This is a genomic window from Pseudoclavibacter endophyticus (assembly GCF_008831085.1).
Taxonomy (GTDB): domain Bacteria; phylum Actinomycetota; class Actinomycetes; order Actinomycetales; family Microbacteriaceae; genus Pseudoclavibacter; species Pseudoclavibacter endophyticus.
Window position 1 is genome coordinate 1630619 of record NZ_WBJY01000001.1, and the last position, 16385, is coordinate 1647003.

Sequence of the window (16385 nt, forward strand, 5' to 3'; positions counted from 1 at the left end):
TGGGGCACCCGAAGGTGCCCCACCCTGTGCGATCGGCCGGCCGGCCCATCGCGCCGTTACAGGTCGATGCCGAGGTTGCCCTCGAACGCGCCTTCCTCGAGGCGTGCCTTGACCTGGCTCAAGAACCGAGCGGCGTCGGCCCCGTCGATGATGCGGTGGTCGTAGCTCAGCGCCAGGTACACGAGCGAGCGGATCGCGATCGACTCGCCCCCATCGGCCGTCTTGACGACAGCGGGGCGCTTCGCCACGATGCCCGTTCCGAGGATCGCGCTCTGCGGGAGGAACACGACTGGCGTGTCGAAGAGCGCTCCCCGCGACCCCGTGTTCGTGACCGTGAACGTGCCCCCGGCGAGCTCGTCCGGCACGAGCTTGTTGTCCCGGGTGCGTGCGGCGAGGTCGGCGATCGCCGCCGTGAGGCCGTTGATGTCAAACGTTGCCGCGTCCTTGATCACCGGCGTCAGCAGCCCGCGCTCGGTGTCGACAGCCATCGCGACGTTCTCGGTGGCGGGGTAGACGATCTCGTCGCCGTCGACCGTCGCGTTGATGATCGGGTAGGTCTGCAGTGCCTCGATCGCCGCGAGCGTGAAGAACGGCAGGAACGACAGCTTGTTGCCGGTCTGCGTGAGGAAGGCGTCCTTGACACGGGAGCGGAGCGACGCGATGCGCGTGACGTCAACTTCCACGACGCTCGTGAGCTGCGCCGTCGAGGTCATGGACTCGACGGCGCGCGTCGAGATCACCTTGCGCAGACGCGACATCTTGGTCCGAGTGCCACGCAGCTCCGAGACCTCGACCGGCGCGGGGGAGAGCGACGAACCGGCATCGACGGTCTCGGGCTTCCCGGCAGGCGCCTGCTTGCTCGCCGACTCGGCGGCGGCCTGGACATCTTCTTTACGGATGCGACCACCGATTCCGGAACCGGTGACGGTCTCGAGATCGACCCCGAGCTCGCTCGCGAGCTTGCGCACAATGGGAGTGACGTACCTCGCGTTCGACCCGCCCTTCGGCTCGGCCGGCGCCGTTTCGGCACTCGGTGCCTTCGGCTCGGCCGGCGCCTTGGGTGCGGCTGGTGCCTTCGGCTCGGCACGTGCCTCCTCGCCGTCGGAGGACGGCGCTGCCGGTTCTTCGGTGGGGGACTCCGCCGCTGACGCATCGCCCTCCGAAGCATCCTCGTCGGCGGGGGCCGTCTCCTCGGCGGCAGCCTCCTCGGGCTCCGTGTCGGCGTCCGCGGGAGGTGTCTCCTCAGCAGGAGCCGAGACCCCCGAACCGACCCGTGCGAGCACGGCACCGACCTCGGCGGTCTCGTCCTCGCCGACGAGGATCTCCTGGAGCGTTCCCGCGACGGGTGACGGGACCTCGGTGTCGACCTTGTCGGTCGACACCTCGAGCAGCGCTTCGTCGACCTCGACCGTGTCACCGACGGACTTGAGCCACCGGGTCACGGTGCCCTCGGTGACGCTCTCGCCGAGCGCCGGAAGCGTGACGTCCTGCGACGCTCCGTTCCCCGTCTCGCCCTTCTCGGCGGGCGACTCGTCGACGTCCTCTTCAGCGGCCTCGGCCGGCGCGTCGGAAGTCGGCGGTTCTGACGCCTCTTCATCAGGCGCCTTCTCTGTCTGGGCCTCGTCCGCCTGCGCGTCCTCGGCCTGTGCCTCCTCGGCCTGTGCCTCCTCGGCCTCAGCGGGAGCGGAATCGGCTTCTGGCGCCGCGTCGTCTCCGCCCTGGCCCGACCCTTCACCCACGCGCGCGAGCACGGCGCCCACTTCGGCTGTCTCGTCTTCGTCGACCAGGATCTCCTCGACGACGCCGGCAACCGGCGACGGGATCTCGGTGTCAACCTTGTCGGTCGACACCTCGAGCAGCGCTTCGTCGACCTCGACCGTGTCACCGACGGACTTGAGCCACCGGGTCACGGTGCCCTCGGTCACGCTCTCGCCGAGCGCCGGCAGCTTGACGTCTTCACTCATGGTTCGTGTTCTCCTCACCTACGCCGCGCGGGCGCGCTGGTTTGATGCCGGCCTTCTTAGATTGCGTGCAGGGGGCGCCCGGCGAGCGCCATGGCCGCTTCGCCGAGGGTTTCGCCCTGCGTCGGGTGGGCGTGCACGAGTTGAGCGACGTCCTCCGGGTAGGCCTCCCAGTTCACGATGAGCTGAGCTTCGGTCACGAGCTCGCCGACGCGAGGCCCGATCATGTGCACGCCGACGATGGGTCCGTCCTTGAGGCGAACCATCTTCACGAACCCGGCGCCGCCGAGGATCGAGCTCTTCGCGTTGCCGGCGAGGTTGTAGTCGTAGGTCGTCACGACGTCGCCGTGCAGTTCCTTGGCCTTCGCCTCGCTGAGGCCGACCGAGGCGATCTCCGGCTCGCAGTACGTGATCTTGGGAATGTTGGCGTCGTCGACCGCGACCGGGTTCAGCCCGGCGATCTGCTCGGCGACGAAAATGCCCTGCTGGAAGCTGCGGTGCGCGAGCTGGAGGCCGGGAACGATGTCGCCGATGGCGTACACGCCCGGCACATTGGTCTGCAGGCCGGCATCCACCGGCACGAAGCCCCGGTCGGTCGTGACGCCGACGTCTTCGAGGCCGATGCCCTCGGTCGCGGCACCACGGCCGACTGCCACGAGCAGCAGGTCAGCATCGAGCGTCTCGCCGTTCTCAAGGCTGACGTGCACGCCCGAGTCGTCCTGCGTGACGCCGGAGAACCGCGCGCCGAGCTTGAAGGCGATGCCGCGCTTCTTGTACGCGCGCTCGAGGGCCTTCGAGATGTCCTCGTCTTCATTGGGAGCCAGGTGCGGGAGGCCCTCGATGATCGTCACCTCGGCCCCGAACGAGCGCCACACGCTCGCGAACTCGAGCCCGATGACCCCGCCGCCGAGGACGATCGCCCGCTGTGGCACCCAGTCCAGCCGCAGGGCCTCCTCGGAGGTGATGACGTTCCCGGTGATGTCGAGGCCCGGCAGCGAGCGGGGGTACGAACCCGTGGCAACCACGACGTTCTTGCCGATGAGAGCCGTGTCGCCCACCTGGACGGTCGTGGGAGAGGTGAGCTTGCCCTCGCCCTCGTACACCTGCACCTTCTTCGCCTTGAGCAGACCGGTGAGCCCCTTGAACTTGCTCGCGACGATGCCGTCGCGGAACTCGCCGACGCGTTCGATGTTCACGCCCGTGAACTCGGCGTCGATGCCGACCTTTGCCGCGTCACGCGCGGTGTCCGCGACCTCGGCCGAGTGGAGCATCGCCTTCGTGGGGATGCACCCGCGGTGCAGACACGTGCCTCCGAGCTTATCCTTCTCGACGAGTGCAACGGTCGAGCCGAGCTGGATGGCGCGGAGCGCGGCCGCGTAACCTGCGCTTCCACCTCCGAGGACGACGAGGTCGAAGTTCTGTTCTGACACTCAAGTGCTCCCTCATTGAAAACATGACGACTCGGCCGCTGGTGGCGCGCCGAACCGAGCGAAAAGACGCGTGTCAACCCTACTACGCGGCCTCCCACGATCCGGTGGGACGAGCACGCCTCGCAACGCCATCGCTCGCCGGCCGCCCAGCCCGGGCGAGCATGGGGTGCAGCGGCGGATAAGGCCGCACGGCCAAGGTGGATTAGACGGCCGGGTCGCCGACGCCGCCGGGTGAAACGCCCTCGGCACCGACCGACTCGAGTGCTTCGATGAGCGTGCGCGTCATCACTCCGGTCGCACCCTTCGGTGTGAGCCCGAAGGCCGACGTGTCGTTGTTGGCGGGGCCTGCGATGTCGAGGTGCACCCACGGTACGGGTTCTCCCGACTCGGTCCGCCCGACGAACTCGCGCAAGAACCAGGCAGCCGTGAGCATGCCCGCCGCTCGGTTACCTGGCCTCGCATTGGCGATATCGGCGATCCCCGACTCGAGCGGCTTGCCGACCTCTTCCGGGATGGGCATGCGCCAGGCGGGCTCTCCCACGCGTGCCGCGGCGTCGGTCACGCGCTCGATCCACGCGTCGTCGTTGCCCATGACGCCGGTCGTGCGGTTGCCGAGCGCAACCACCTGCGCACCCGTGAGGGTTGCGATGTCGATGATCGCGTCGGGGTGTGTGCTGCTCGCGTCGACGAGGGCGTCGGCCATGACGAGCCGGCCCTCGGCGTCGGTGTTCGTTACTTCGACGGTCTTGCCGCCGCGCATCGTCAGGACGTCGTCGGGCCGGGTCGCCTCGCCGGACGGCATGTTCTCTGCGAGGCACAGGTAGCCGGTGACCGCGACGGGCGCCTGAAGCTGCGCGAGCGCGCACATCACGCCGACGACGACAGCGGCGCCCGCCATGTCGAACTTCATCCCCACCATCGATCCGGCCGGCTTGAGCGAGAGCCCGCCCGTGTCGAAGGTGATGCCCTTGCCGACGAGCGCGACGCTGACCCTCGCGCCCTGCGGCTGCCACCGCAGCACGGCGAGTCGGGGCGGCCGCACCGATCCCCGGCCGACACCGAGCAGCCCTCCGTACCCGCCCGCCTCGAGGGCGGCCTCGTCGAGCACCTCGGTCGTGATGCCGAGCCCCCCGACGGTGGCGGACGCGAGGTCGGCGAAGTTCGCGGGGCTCAGATCGTTCGCGGGCGTGTTCACGAGATCGCGAACGAGGGCCACGGCCGAGGAGACGATGCGAGCCCGCTCGAGCGCCGAAGCGAGTACGCCGGACTCCTCGACGACGAAGACGAGTCGCTCGATCGGGGGCTTGGTCTCGGAACGGTAGTTCTCGAACCGGTACGCGCCGAGCGTGTAACCGATGGCGATCTGCTCGGCCAGCGCGTCATCGAGCCCGTCGACGGCGACGGCGACGGCGGGCTCGCCGCCGAGGGCCCGCGCGGCCGAGCCCGCCGCGGCGCGCCAGTCGTCGACGGTCGGATCGCCGGAGCCGAGGCCAAGGAGCGCGACGCGGACGGTGCGACCGGCGGCGCCGAGCAGCGCCCGCGTGACCTCGCCGTGCTTGCCCGTCGCGCCGAGGGCGCCAAGCGCGTCGGCGAGCGATTCGGCGCCGGCCGTTGGCAGCAGCTCGGGAGTGCCGTCGGCGTCGCGAACGCCGATGATCGTCACGACATCGTCATCGAAGCGGGAGGAACGGGTTTCGAAATCAGGAATCAGCACCGTGCCAGGGTACGGCGACCGTCCGACGTCGTGGTGGTGGACGCCCTACGATTGGGAGGACCATGGATGCCGAACGACTCGTCCACCGCGAATGGCCGACGATTGAGCTGCCCCCCGGCATGCCGCTCGTCGTCGTGCTCGCCGGCTATCGCGATGCCGGCCAGGTCGTGCCGCAGCTTCGGGAGCACTTGCTCGACGACGTCGATTCGACGGTTGTCGCGCGCGTCGCCATCGACGAGGTCTTCGATTACCGCGCCCGGCGGCCGATCGTCGCGATCGACGGGCCGTCGCTCGGCGAAATCCGAATGCCGTCCCTTGAAGTGCGCCTGCTCCACGACGACGCCGGCATCCCCTATCTCCTTCTCGCGGGCCTCGAGCCCGACTATCGGTGGGACACGCTCGCGAACGAGCTCGTGGCGCTCGCCGATGATCTCGAGGTCTCCTCGGTCACCTGGGCGCACTCGTTCGCGATGCCGGTGCCGCACACCCGTCCGGTCCGTCTGAGCGTGACGGGCAACCGGGCCGATCTCGCGGAGCAGCTTTCCGTCTGGTCGCCGCACACCGAGGCCCCCGCGCACTTCGCGCACGTCCTGGGGGCACGGCTGGCGGAGCGCGACTATCCCGTGCTCGGCCTCGTCGCGCTCATTCCGCACTACGTCGCCGAGGTGCCCGTGCCGAGCGGCGCGATCGCCGTGATCGAGGGTCTCGGCACGGTGACGGGCCTGATGCTCTCCACCTCGGCGCTGCGCGAGGCCGACCGCGAGTTCCGCCAGTCGGTCGACGAGCAGATCACCGGCAACCACGAGGTGCTCGAACTCATCTCGTCGCTCGAGCAGCAGCACGACTCCTACCTTGCGAACCTCCCGAACCAGCCGTCGATGATCAATGCAGAGGACCTGCCGACGGCCGACGACCTGGCGCGCGAGCTCGAGCAGTTCCTCGCTCGGACCCGCGACAGCGACGACAAGGGCGACAAAGGGGGACCGGTCGACCGGGATGCAGGCTGACGCCCGTGTGCCTGCCACAATGCGAAGGTGTCGTCACGTCGCTCGCAGCTCGTCTTCGCGGTCGCCGCATTCGCCTACCTCGTCGCGGTGGCACAGCGATCGTCGCTCGGGGCGGCCGGCATCATCGCAACCGAGCGGTTCGAGACGAGCGCGACGCAGCTGGCGGCGCTCGGCGTCATGCAAGTCATCGTCTACGCCTCGCTCCAGATCCCGGTCGGCATGCTGCTCGACCGGTTCGGTCCCTCGCGGCTCATCCTCACGGGAGCGGCCCTCATGGTCGTCGGGCAGGCGACGGTCGCCCTTTCGCCCGATCTGAGCTGGGCGATCGTCGGGCGGATGCTCGTCGGGGCGGGCGACGCGACGACGTACGTCTCGGGACTCCGGCTGATCGGTTCGTGGTTCACGGCGCCGCGGGTGCCGATCATGACGCAGTGGTACTCCGCGACCGGTCAGACCGGTCAGATCCTGTCGGTGCTCCCTTTCGCCGCCCTGCTCGGAGCGACCGGATGGGCGCCCGCGTTTCTGTCCATCGCGGGGCTCGCCGTCGTGTCGCTCGTCCTGGGCGTCGCCGTGCTCCGCGACAGCGCGGGTACCCGATTCGCCGGCACGCCCGTCTCGGCGGCGAACGCACTCCGGAGCGTCAACGAGGCGTTCCGACACCCCGGCACGCGACTCGGCTTCTGGACGCATCTCACGACACAGTTCTCTATGGTGTCGTTCTCGCTGCTGTGGGGCTACCCGATGATGGTCAACGGCCTCGGCTACTCGCCGGCGCTCGGGTCGCTGCTGTTGTCGCTCATTGTGGTGTTCGGTCTCGCGATCGGACCCGTCATCGGCGTGCTCACGGCGAGGTTTCCATTCCGCCGCTCGAATCTCGTGCTCGGCATCAGCGGTCTCACGCTGGCGACCTGGGTCACCTTCCTTGTCTGGCCGGGGGTTCCTCCGCTCTGGTTCGTCATCGTCGTGATCGCCGTGCTCGGCGCGGGCGGCGTCGGCTCCACCATCGGGTTCGACTTCGCGCGCACCTCGAACCCGGCGGCGCGCTTCGGTGCGGCATCGGGCGTCGTCAACGTGGGCGGATTCCTCGCCAGCCTCACGACGATGTTCGTGATCGGGGTCGTGCTCGACCTCGTCGGCCCCGGTGCGGGTGGCGTGCCGACGCTCGGCGACTACCGCGCCGCGTACGCCGTGTACCCCGTGATCCTGGTGGCAGGCATGACGGCGATCATCATCGTGCGGCATAAGGCGCGACGCCGCCTCGAACACGACGAGGGGATCATCGTCGGACGGCTCTGGGTCGCGGTCGCGCGCCGCTGGCGGCAGCGACGAAACCTCGGTGAGTGATGGTCCGAGGGGAATATCGGGCGACGACGTGTGTTGTATGGAGGACATCCGGATGCCCGTGGAGGGACGCGCCGAATGACATTCCGGCCGGGCTCGCGGCGTCACCCGCATGAAGGGCCGTCGAAACGCCGCGCCGCCTGACCGGCCGCAGATTGACGATCGAACGGGGGAGCGCCGGTGCTCTGTGCGGAAGGCCAGCAAATCCGTGAGACACTGGATCCTTGGACCCAGCTTGCCCCTCTTGGGGCTTGACATGGGCCTTCCTTATGCCCGCAGCTTCTTGCGAAGGGAACATTTGATGGCAACCACAACTCAGACGAGCGACGCGACGACTGCCGCGGTCGACGAGGCCACGGCAACGGCGCCGGCGTCCTCGACGCGCTCCCGCGCCGCTTCGACGGCGACGAAGACTGCTGCGCGAACGACGACCGGAGCGAAGAAGCCTGTCGGCGCGAAGAAGCCGGCGTCAACGGCGTCGCGCAAGCGCGCTCCGGAGGCGGACTCGGCCGGGGCCGACGCCGAGGCGACGACCGGTGATGCCGGCGAGGCGGCCGAGGCGACGCCGGCCAAGAAGCCGGCTGCGAAGCGCCCGGCAGCGAAGCGGCCCGCCGCCAAGAAGACGGCGGCCAAGGGCGCATCGACGAAGCGCGCCGCGAAGGACACGGCTGACGACGAGACCGACGCGCCGGAGGCCGACACCGAGGCGATCAGCCCCGAGGTCGTCGCGGGCGACGCCGCCGCCGACGTGACGGACGAGCTCGACGAGGCTGAAGAGGAGCCGGGGGCCAACCAGAGCGAGGCCGCCTCCGCCGCCGTGAAGGCCGCGGGCGCGCTCGTGCTCACGCCGACCGACGACGAGGAGGAGACGCCGGTCTACTCGGCCGCCATCACGGGCGCGACCGCCGATCCCGTCAAGGACTACCTCAAGCAGATCGGCCGTGTTGCGCTCCTCAACGCCGAAGAGGAGGTCGACCTCGCCATGCGGATCGAGGCGGGCCTCTTCGCCGAAGACAAGCTGGCGAACGGCAACATCACCGACCGCAAGCTCGAGCGAGAGCTCAAGTCGATCGTTCGCGACGGGAAGCGCGCGAAGAGCCACCTGCTCGGTGCCAACCTGCGCCTCGTCGTCAGCCTGGCGAAGCGCTACACCGGACGCGGGATGCAGTTCCTCGATCTGATCCAAGAGGGCAACCTCGGCCTCATCCGTGCCGTTGAGAAGTTCGACTACACGAAGGGCTTCAAGTTCTCGACCTACGCGACGTGGTGGATCCGCCAGGCGATCACCCGGGCGATGGCCGACCAGGCGCGTACCATCCGCATTCCCGTGCACATGGTCGAGGTCATCAACAAGCTCGCCCGCGTGCAGCGGCAGATGCTCCAGGATCTCGGGCGCGAGCCCACGCCGGAAGAACTCGCCATCGAGCTCGATATGACGCCGGAGAAGGTCGTGGAGGTGCAGAAGTACGGCCGCGAGCCGATCTCATTGCACACGCCGCTCGGTGAAGACGGCGACAGCGAGTTTGGCGATCTCATCGAGGACACCGAGGCGGTCGTTCCGGCTGATGCCGTGAGCTTCACGATGCTGCAGCGGCAGCTCGAGTCGCTGCTCGACTCCCTGAGCGAGCGCGAGGCCGGAGTGATCCGCATGCGCTTCGGCCTCGGCGACGGGATGCCGAAGACGCTCGACCAGATCGGGGACACGTTCGGCGTAACGCGCGAGCGCATCCGGCAGATCGAGTCGAAGACGATGGCGAAGCTGCGCCACCCCTCTCGCTCGCAGTCGCTGCGCGACTACCTCGAGTAGCGTCGGCGCGCGCTCAACGCACACGAACGGCCCTCGCGATTGCGAGGGCCGTTCGTGTGCGTTGTCGGCTAGCTGTCGGCGCCGACCGGCGCGGTGCGGGCATCGCCCGCGTAGAGCTTCGAGCGCTCATCGTGCCAGTGCACCGCCTCGGGGCGGAGCTTCTCAGCGTGCTTCGCGGCGTGGTGGCCGCAGAAGAGGAACTCGCCGAGGGCGAGTTCCACGCGGACGTAAGCCTGCGCACCGCACGCGTCGCAGCGGTCGAAGGCCGTCAGCGGGGTCGATGCGGATGCGGGGGCAGTCGTGGTGTCGATCATGTGGTGCCTCCTTGTTCCGGGGTCCGACCATCCAAGCACGCGCGGCCGAGATTCGAGACGAAAGTGACCCCGTTTCGCTCAGCGCGCAGCGAACGGGAACCGCTCACTCGCACTTGACATGCGCGCACCCGTCAAGGGCGGGCGTGCATGGGATACTGGGGCACCGTGCCCGCGCGCCGACTCCGGCAACGCGGCTTCACGACGATACGGCGTACCGGGACCTCGAGCGGCCTCTTGCGCCAGGGAGGACTTACGTGGCTCAGTTTGACCGGATTCGACGTGGGGTCGCCACGACGCTCGGGCGTGGCGCCCGGGCCGCGATGCGACTGCGCGGCGGCGGATCGGCCGTGCCGGGGCGCGTCGCCCTCGCGATCTCGCCCGACTTCTTGCGCGCCGCCGTCGAGGGGCTTCCGCTCGGCGTCGTGTTCGTATCGGGTTCGAACGGCAAATCGACCACGACGCACTTCCTCACGACGATGCTGCGTGCCCACGGACTGAAGGTCTTCACCAACTCCTCCGGCGGCAACCTGCCGCAGGGCATCGCCTCGTCGATGCTGCCGGACGTGGGACCCGACGGCCGGCTGCGGGCCGACATCGCCGTGCTCGAGGTGGACGAGGCCTTCGGCCCGCAGCTGCTCGAACACCTCCGCCCGCGCGGCGTGCTGCTGCTCAACGTGCAGGTCGACCAGCTCAACCGCTTTTACGACCCCACCCGCGTCGCGGGTTTCCTCGAGGTGATCGCTCGTGCCTGTCATGACTTCGCTGTCCTCAACGCCGATGACGACTCGCTCCGCGGCCTCGGCGAGCGCCTTGCCCAGCCGGTGACGTGGTTCGGCGTGAACGACGACGTCGCCCGGACCGCGCCGAACGGCCTGTCCAACTTCGAGTCGGCCTCGGGCGCGCCCGCCCTCGTCGACGACGAGTTCCGCACGGTGCAGGTCACCGGGCTCGGCGATCGCCGGACCCACCTGCGCATGGGCGGTGTGACGGAGGAGGTCGCGCTGCCCGCCCGTGGCCTGCACTACGCGGTCGATGCGGCCGGCGCCGTCGCGACAGCGATGCAGATCCTGGGTTCCGACTTCCGCGCCGCGACCGTGCGCGACGCCCTCGCCGTGACGAAGACCGTCTACGGCCGCGGGGAGGTGCTCGTCCATCGTGGCCAGGAACTTGAGATCGTCATGATGAAGAACCCGCCGAGTCTGCAGATGAACCTCGATGCGCTCGACGGCACGCCGGAGCGCGTGCTCGTCGCCGTCGACGAGGGAACGCCGGACCCGTCGTGGATCTTCGGTTCCGACCTGTCAAAGCTTCGCCGCGTCGATCTCGTCTCGGGGACCAAGGCATGGCAGATCGCCGCCCGCCTGGAGTACGGGGGCATCCACGTCGAGCGCGTCGAGCCGAACACCTCGGCGGCCGTCGATGCCTTCCTGCAGCTGCCCGCGCCGTCGAACGGCCGAAAGCTGCTCATCGTCAACTACGAGGAGATGATGGCGATCAGACGCAGGCTCGGCGCATCCGGTCTCGAGGGGAAGGTCAACTCGTGAGCCTCATCCTCCTGCACCTCTACCCGCGCGAACTCGGCATCAACGGCGACGTCGGCAACGTGACGGTCCTGCAGCGCCGCGGCGCCGCGTATGGCCTCGACGTGCAGGTCGTGTCGGCCGGCATCGGCGATGCTCTGCCCGACCGGGCCGACCTCGTGCACGTCGGCTCTGGGCCACTCTCGGCCATCGAGGCGGTCCTGCCCGACGCGTACCGGCACGCCGAGCGCCTGCGGTCCTGGCGGAGTGCGGGGGTGCCCTTCCTCGCGGTCTCGGGCGGCTGGCAGCTCCTCGGCGGCAGCCTCCGAACCGAGGACGGACGGGCCCTCGAAGGCCTCGGCGTCTTCCCCACCCGCGCGGTGCGCGGTGCGAACCACGCGGTGGGGGAGACCGTCCTCGCCACCCCCGGCGGAACCGTCGCCGGCTACGTGAACCACAACGCGGTCACCACGCTCGACGACGGTGCATCGTCGTTCGGCCAGGTCGTGCAGGGCTTCGGCAACCTCGGCGCCGATGCGCCCGACGCGGGTCTCGAGGGCGTCGTCGTCGGGTCGTCGATCGGCACTCACCTGCACGGCACCGTGCTCGCGCTGAATCCGGTCGTGGCCGACGGGATGCTGGCTGCCGCCATCCGGGCGAGAACGGCCGGTGCGGGCGGTTCCCTGCAGCGCCAAGCCGGTCCCGCCGGCGACTGGATCGACCGCGTCGATGACTACGCCCGCCGGGCGCGCGAGGCCATCATCGGCCGCACGGGGGCGAGGGCGACGGCCTAGCGCCACGCCAACCGGGCCGCTCGCGGTGCCCTCTCGCGCTGCCGCTCTCCGACCGATGAACAGCCGGGCGTGCCGGTGCCTGCGAAGGGTCGGGGCGCGCCCGGCGTCAGGCCGTCGGCGCCGCCGTCCGCGGGCCGACGCGGTCGTGAGCGGGCGCGAGGTCGGCGTCGAGGGTCAGCCCGTGTGCGCCACGCGAGGGACCCGCGCGGTGACGCCCGTGACCAGCTCGTCGCCGACCGTGTCGCAGCGTTCAGCCCATTCCTCGGCCGTCGGCGCACCGGCGCCGCCGAACAGTACGACGGTGTCTCCTCGTGCGGCGTCGGCCGGCGACGCCTCCGTTCCGCTCGCCGAGAGGTCGACGACCGCGGTGTCGACGTCCACCTCGACGACGCGCGCCAGACGATCGCCGATGCGTACGAGCGTCTGGGCGTCTCGGGGGCACTGCACCCCGTCGCCGTAGCCGGCGGAGATGAGCGCCCGGCCGTCGGCGACGTGGAGCACGCGCGTCTCGAGCGACATCACCGGCGCCAGCCCGAGGTCGCCGGCCGAGCGGTCGTGGAACGGCGAGATGCCGTAGGCGGCGATGCCGAACCGCACGACGCTGTGGCGGGCCTCGGCATAGTCGATGCCCGCGGCCGAGGCCCCGACGTGCAGCAGTTCGAACTCGGCGCCGAGCGACCTGGCCTCGTCGACGGCGGATGAGAAGCTCTCGAGCGAGCGACGGTCGTCGTCTGGCGAGGTGTCGCTCAGGTGGCTCCACGCGGCGACGACCTGCAGCAGGCCCCGCCGCTCGAGGTCGAGGGCGTGCGACACCAGCCGCGGCCAGTCCTCGCGGTTGGCGCCGGAGCGGCGCAGGCCCGTGTCGATCTTGAGGTGCACGCGCGCGAGGCCGCGGTCCGCGTCCGAGCCGGCGGCCGCGATCGCGTCGAGCTGCCAGAGCGCCGAGACGCCGAGATCGATGTCGCGTTCGATGGCCCGGCGGAAGTCGGCGCGGGTTCCGTGCATCCACGCGAACAGCGGCACCGTGATGCCGCCGTCGCGAAGCGCGAGACCGGCACCGATCTCCAGCGCACCGAGCGACGTCGCTCCCGCGTCGAGACCGGCGTGCACGCACGAGAACAGGTCGTGCCCGTAGGCGTCGGACTTCACCACGAGCATGGTGCTCGCGGGAGCGACCGTGGCCGCGAGCGTCGCAACGTTCCGGCGCAGCGCGTCGAGATCGATACGGGCGACGGCGCGCGAAGCAGGCGCCGCGACGGCCGCGGCCCTCGAAGATTCGGCTCTCGGGCGCGCTTTCCCAGCTGCGGCCGGGGTCGCCCGCGACGGCACAGCGCTCGCCGAAAGCTGCGCGAGGTCGAGCGCGGCCGTCGAGACCGACGGCTCGGCCGAACGCGCGGCCTCGCGCCCGCCGCGCATCGCCACACGGGCGACGACGCTCGACACCCGCGAGGTGATCGCGGGTGCGGGGATTCCTGTCGCCTCGGCCCAGTCCAGCACGTGGGGCTCGCCCATGGCGGGGTCGCCGAACAGCACGGCTTCGTCGCCGACCCGCACGGCGGCGTCGCGCGGATCGGCCGTGGGCGCCACCTCGAGGTCGACCGAGAGCTGATCCATCGAAATCGCGCCGGCGACGGGGTGAAGGCCGCGGCCGATCCGGATGCGCACGCGGTTCGAGGCGCGGCGCACCGCCCCGTGGGCGTAGCCGACGCCGACGAGAGCGAGCGTGGTGTCGCTGCCGGGGCGATAGGTGAAGCCGTACGACACACCCTCGCCGGCCTGCACGGCCTTGAGACCGAGCACCTCGGTGGCGAACCGCATGGCCGGCCGCAGCGAACGGTCGGTGAGTCCGTACAGCTCCGGTCCGATGAACGTCTCGCCGCGCTCGGCCATCGTCGCTGCCGTCATCGCACGAGCGCCCTGCGAGGCCAGGAGGCGACCGAGTGACCCGGTCGCGTCGACGTCGACGTCGGGCGACACCACGAACGTGCGGGCCCCCGCCTCGAGCAACGCCGGCGCCACGACCTCGAGGCCATGGCCGTAGGCGTCCGCGCGCACATCGACCGCCGGGTTCTCGCCGCCCAGTGCGCCGAGGTTCGTGACGAGCGCGTCGAGCGAGATCTCGGCGACGCGGCGCACAGAGTGCGGGATGCGGAAATCGGCGGACACGAGGGACCTTTCTCGAGGGCTGCGCCAGGCTAACAGCCGGTCGCGCGCCGGGCGTCGGGCATCATGACGCGTGTCTCGGCCGGCGACACGCCGCTGCGCCAGTAGGCTCGGAAGGTCGTGCCAGCCCGACAGCACGTTCCAGCCCGAACGCCCCCAGCCCGAATGAAGGAGCAGCGTGGCAGAACCGACGCCCGACCAGTACTCCGCCCGGCATCTTTCCGTGCTCGACGGCCTCGAAGCCGTTCGCAAGCGACCGGGCATGTACATCGGGTCGACCGATTCGCGCGGCCTCATGCACTGCCTGTGGGAGATCATCGACAACTCCGTCGACGAGGCGCTCTCGGGGCACGGCGATCGCATCGCCGTGACGCTGGATGCCGACGGCTCTGTCACGGTCGAGGACGCGGGCCGCGGCATCCCGATCGACATCGAGCCGAAGACCGGCCTGACGGGCGTCGAGGTGGTCTTCACGAAGCTCCACGCCGGCGGCAAGTTCGGTGCGAGCAACTACGGCACGGCGGGAGGCCTGCACGGGGTCGGCGCCTCGGTCGTCAACGCGCTGTCCGAGCGACTCGATGTCGAGGTAACGCGAGGCGGCAAGGTCTACGCCATGAGCTTCCACCGGGGCGAGCCCGGGGTGTTCGACGACGGCGAGGGGCAGCCGCGGCCCGATGCGCCGTTCGCCCCGTTCACGGAGGGGTCCGAGCTGCGCGTCGTCGGCAAGGCGCCCCGCGGTCGCGCCGGAACGCGCGTTCGCTACTGGGCCGATCCGCAGATCTTCATCAAGGGCGCATCGTTCCAGCCCGATGAGCTGGCTGCGCGGGCACGCCAGACGGCGTTCCTGGTGCCGGGGCTCGAGATGGTGATCCGGGATGCCCGTGACGTTTCGGCCGAGCCGATCGACCAGTCCTACCGGTACGACGGCGGCATCGCCGAGTTCGCCGAGTTTCTCGCGCCAGATGCGCCGACGACCGACGTGTGGCGCATCGAGGGGGAGGGGGACTACACCGAGACCATTCCCGTCCTCGACGACGAGGGTCGCATGGTGTCGCGCGAGGTGCAGCGCACCGCGACCGTCGATCTCGCTCTGCGCTGGGGCGTCGGCTACGACACGACCGTGCGTTCCTTCGTCAACATCATCGCCACCCCCAAGGGCGGCACCCACCACGCGGGGTTCGAACAGGGGCTCCTGAAGTTCGTGCGCGCCGAGGTCGAGCGAAACGCCCGAAAGCTCAAAGTGGGCGCCAACGAGAAGCTCGAGAAGGACGACGTGCTGGCGGGCCTCACCGCGGTCGTCACCGTGCGCATCCCGGAGCCGCAGTTCGAGGGGCAGACCAAGGAAGTGCTGGGGACACCACCCGTTCGCGCGATCGTGTCGAGCGTGATCACGAACGGGTTGAAGGAGCGTTTCGCCTCCACGAAGCGCCAAGACAAGGCCGAGGCGTCGATGCTGCTCGAGAAGGTGGTCTCCGAGATGAAGGCGCGCATCTCGGCCCGCGCCCACAAGGAGACCCAGCGTCGCAAGACGGCGCTCGAGAGCTCCTCACTGCCGACGAAGCTCGTCGACTGCCGCTCCAACGACGTCGAGCACTCCGAGCTGTTCATCGTCGAGGGGGACTCGGCGCTCGGCACGGCCAAGCCGGCCCGGAACTCGGAGTTCCAGGCGCTGCTGCCGATTCGCGGCAAGATCCTCAACGTGCAGAAGGCCTCGGTCAGCGACATGCTCAGCAATGCCGAGTGCGCGAGCATCATCCAGGTCGTGGGGGCGGGGTCGGGGCGATCGTTCGACCTCGGTGCGGCCCGCTACGGCAAGATCATCCTCATGAGCGACGCCGACGTCGACGGCGCGCACATCCGCACCCTTCTGCTCACCCTGTTCTTCCGCTACATGCGGCCCATGCTCGAAGCAGGCCGCGTGTACGCCGCGGTGCCGCCGCTTCACCGCGTCGAGATCGTGCGCCGCGGGGCGAAGAAGAACGAGATGGTCTACACGTACTCGGAGGCGGAGCTCGACGGGCTTCTCAAGCGCCTCGCGCGGCAGAACGCCTCCTACAAGGAACCGATTCAGCGCTACAAGGGCCTTGGCGAGATGGACGAAGACCAGCTCTGGAGCACCACGATGGATCCGGCAGCCCGCCTGCTTCGCCGTGTCTCGGTGACGCACGCGGCCGATGCCGAACGCGTCTTCGACCTGCTCATGGGCACTGACGTCGCGCCGCGCAAGGAGTTCCTCTTTGAGAGCTCGAAGAGCATCGCGCCGGAGTTCATCGACGTGTAGTCGGAGGCCCGCCGGCGCAACGGCACGTCGGGCCGCGCAATCTCTGCATGTGG

General features: G+C 69.8%; 11 protein-coding genes. 6 read left to right on the forward strand and 5 right to left on the reverse strand.

The genetic code is table 11. From position 1 onward, the window contains the following. Positions 1-56: 56 nt before the first annotated feature. From sucB to F8O04_RS07330, 3 genes are all read right to left on the reverse strand, one after another. A complete protein-coding gene (gene sucB, locus F8O04_RS07320; protein ID WP_158028601.1) occupies positions 57-1964 on the reverse strand; it encodes a 2-oxoglutarate dehydrogenase, E2 component, dihydrolipoamide succinyltransferase in 1908 nt (635 codons plus the stop codon). A gap of 56 nt (positions 1965-2020) precedes the next feature. Beyond that, the gene (gene lpdA, locus F8O04_RS07325) at positions 2021-3391 is read right to left on the reverse strand and encodes a dihydrolipoyl dehydrogenase (RefSeq protein ID WP_158028602.1); all 1371 of its coding nucleotides are present in this window, start codon (positions 3389-3391) and stop codon (positions 2021-2023) included. A 202-nt stretch (positions 3392-3593) separates the two neighbouring features. Then, positions 3594-5105, reverse strand: coding sequence for a leucyl aminopeptidase (locus tag F8O04_RS07330; RefSeq protein WP_158028603.1), 1512 nt, complete (start codon positions 5103-5105; stop codon positions 3594-3596). Between the two features lie 62 nt (positions 5106-5167). Between F8O04_RS07330 and F8O04_RS07335 the strand changes: the two genes are divergently transcribed. The 3 genes from F8O04_RS07335 (at position 5168) to F8O04_RS07345 (ending at position 9260) form a co-directional block, all read left to right on the forward strand. Next, a complete protein-coding gene (locus F8O04_RS07335) occupies positions 5168-6112 on the forward strand; it encodes a proteasome assembly chaperone family protein (protein WP_158028604.1) in 945 nt (314 codons plus the stop codon). Between the two features lie 27 nt (positions 6113-6139). Further along, positions 6140-7456, forward strand: coding sequence for an MFS transporter (locus F8O04_RS07340; protein WP_158028605.1), 1317 nt, complete (start codon positions 6140-6142; stop codon positions 7454-7456). Positions 7457-7754: 298 nt separating this feature from the next. Further along, positions 7755-9260 (forward strand): RNA polymerase sigma factor, encoded by a 1506-nt coding sequence (locus F8O04_RS07345; protein WP_158028606.1) that lies wholly within the window; start codon positions 7755-7757, stop codon positions 9258-9260. 68 nt (positions 9261-9328) lie between these two features. On the opposite strand, the gene F8O04_RS07350 is transcribed toward F8O04_RS07345, so the two are convergent. Beyond that, positions 9329-9574, reverse strand: a complete 246-nt coding sequence (locus F8O04_RS07350; RefSeq protein ID WP_158028607.1) for a DUF7455 domain-containing protein — start codon at positions 9572-9574, stop codon at positions 9329-9331. A 254-nt stretch (positions 9575-9828) separates the two neighbouring features. Here F8O04_RS07350 and F8O04_RS07355 point away from each other — a divergent pair, with 254 nt between their 5' ends. Both F8O04_RS07355 and F8O04_RS07360 read left to right on the forward strand, forming a co-directional pair. Then, on the forward strand, positions 9829-11118 hold the full coding sequence (locus F8O04_RS07355) for a MurT ligase domain-containing protein (RefSeq protein ID WP_225734910.1): 1290 nt from the start codon (positions 9829-9831) through the stop codon (positions 11116-11118). Continuing rightward, positions 11115-11888: a type 1 glutamine amidotransferase gene (locus F8O04_RS07360; RefSeq protein WP_158028608.1), complete on the forward strand. Its 774-nt coding sequence runs from the start codon at positions 11115-11117 to the stop codon at positions 11886-11888. Before F8O04_RS07355 ends, F8O04_RS07360 begins: the two co-directional genes overlap by 4 nt. 174 nt (positions 11889-12062) lie before the next feature. Here F8O04_RS07360 and F8O04_RS07365 read toward each other — a convergent pair whose 3' ends face one another. Further along, on the reverse strand, positions 12063-14054 hold the full coding sequence (locus F8O04_RS07365; RefSeq protein WP_188726218.1) for an alanine racemase: 1992 nt from the start codon (positions 14052-14054) through the stop codon (positions 12063-12065). Between the two features lie 175 nt (positions 14055-14229). Between F8O04_RS07365 and F8O04_RS07370 the strand changes: the two genes are divergently transcribed. Beyond that, positions 14230-16332 (forward strand): DNA gyrase/topoisomerase IV subunit B, encoded by a 2103-nt coding sequence (locus F8O04_RS07370; RefSeq protein ID WP_158028610.1) that lies wholly within the window; start codon positions 14230-14232, stop codon positions 16330-16332. The last annotated feature ends 53 nt before the right edge of the window (positions 16333-16385 follow it).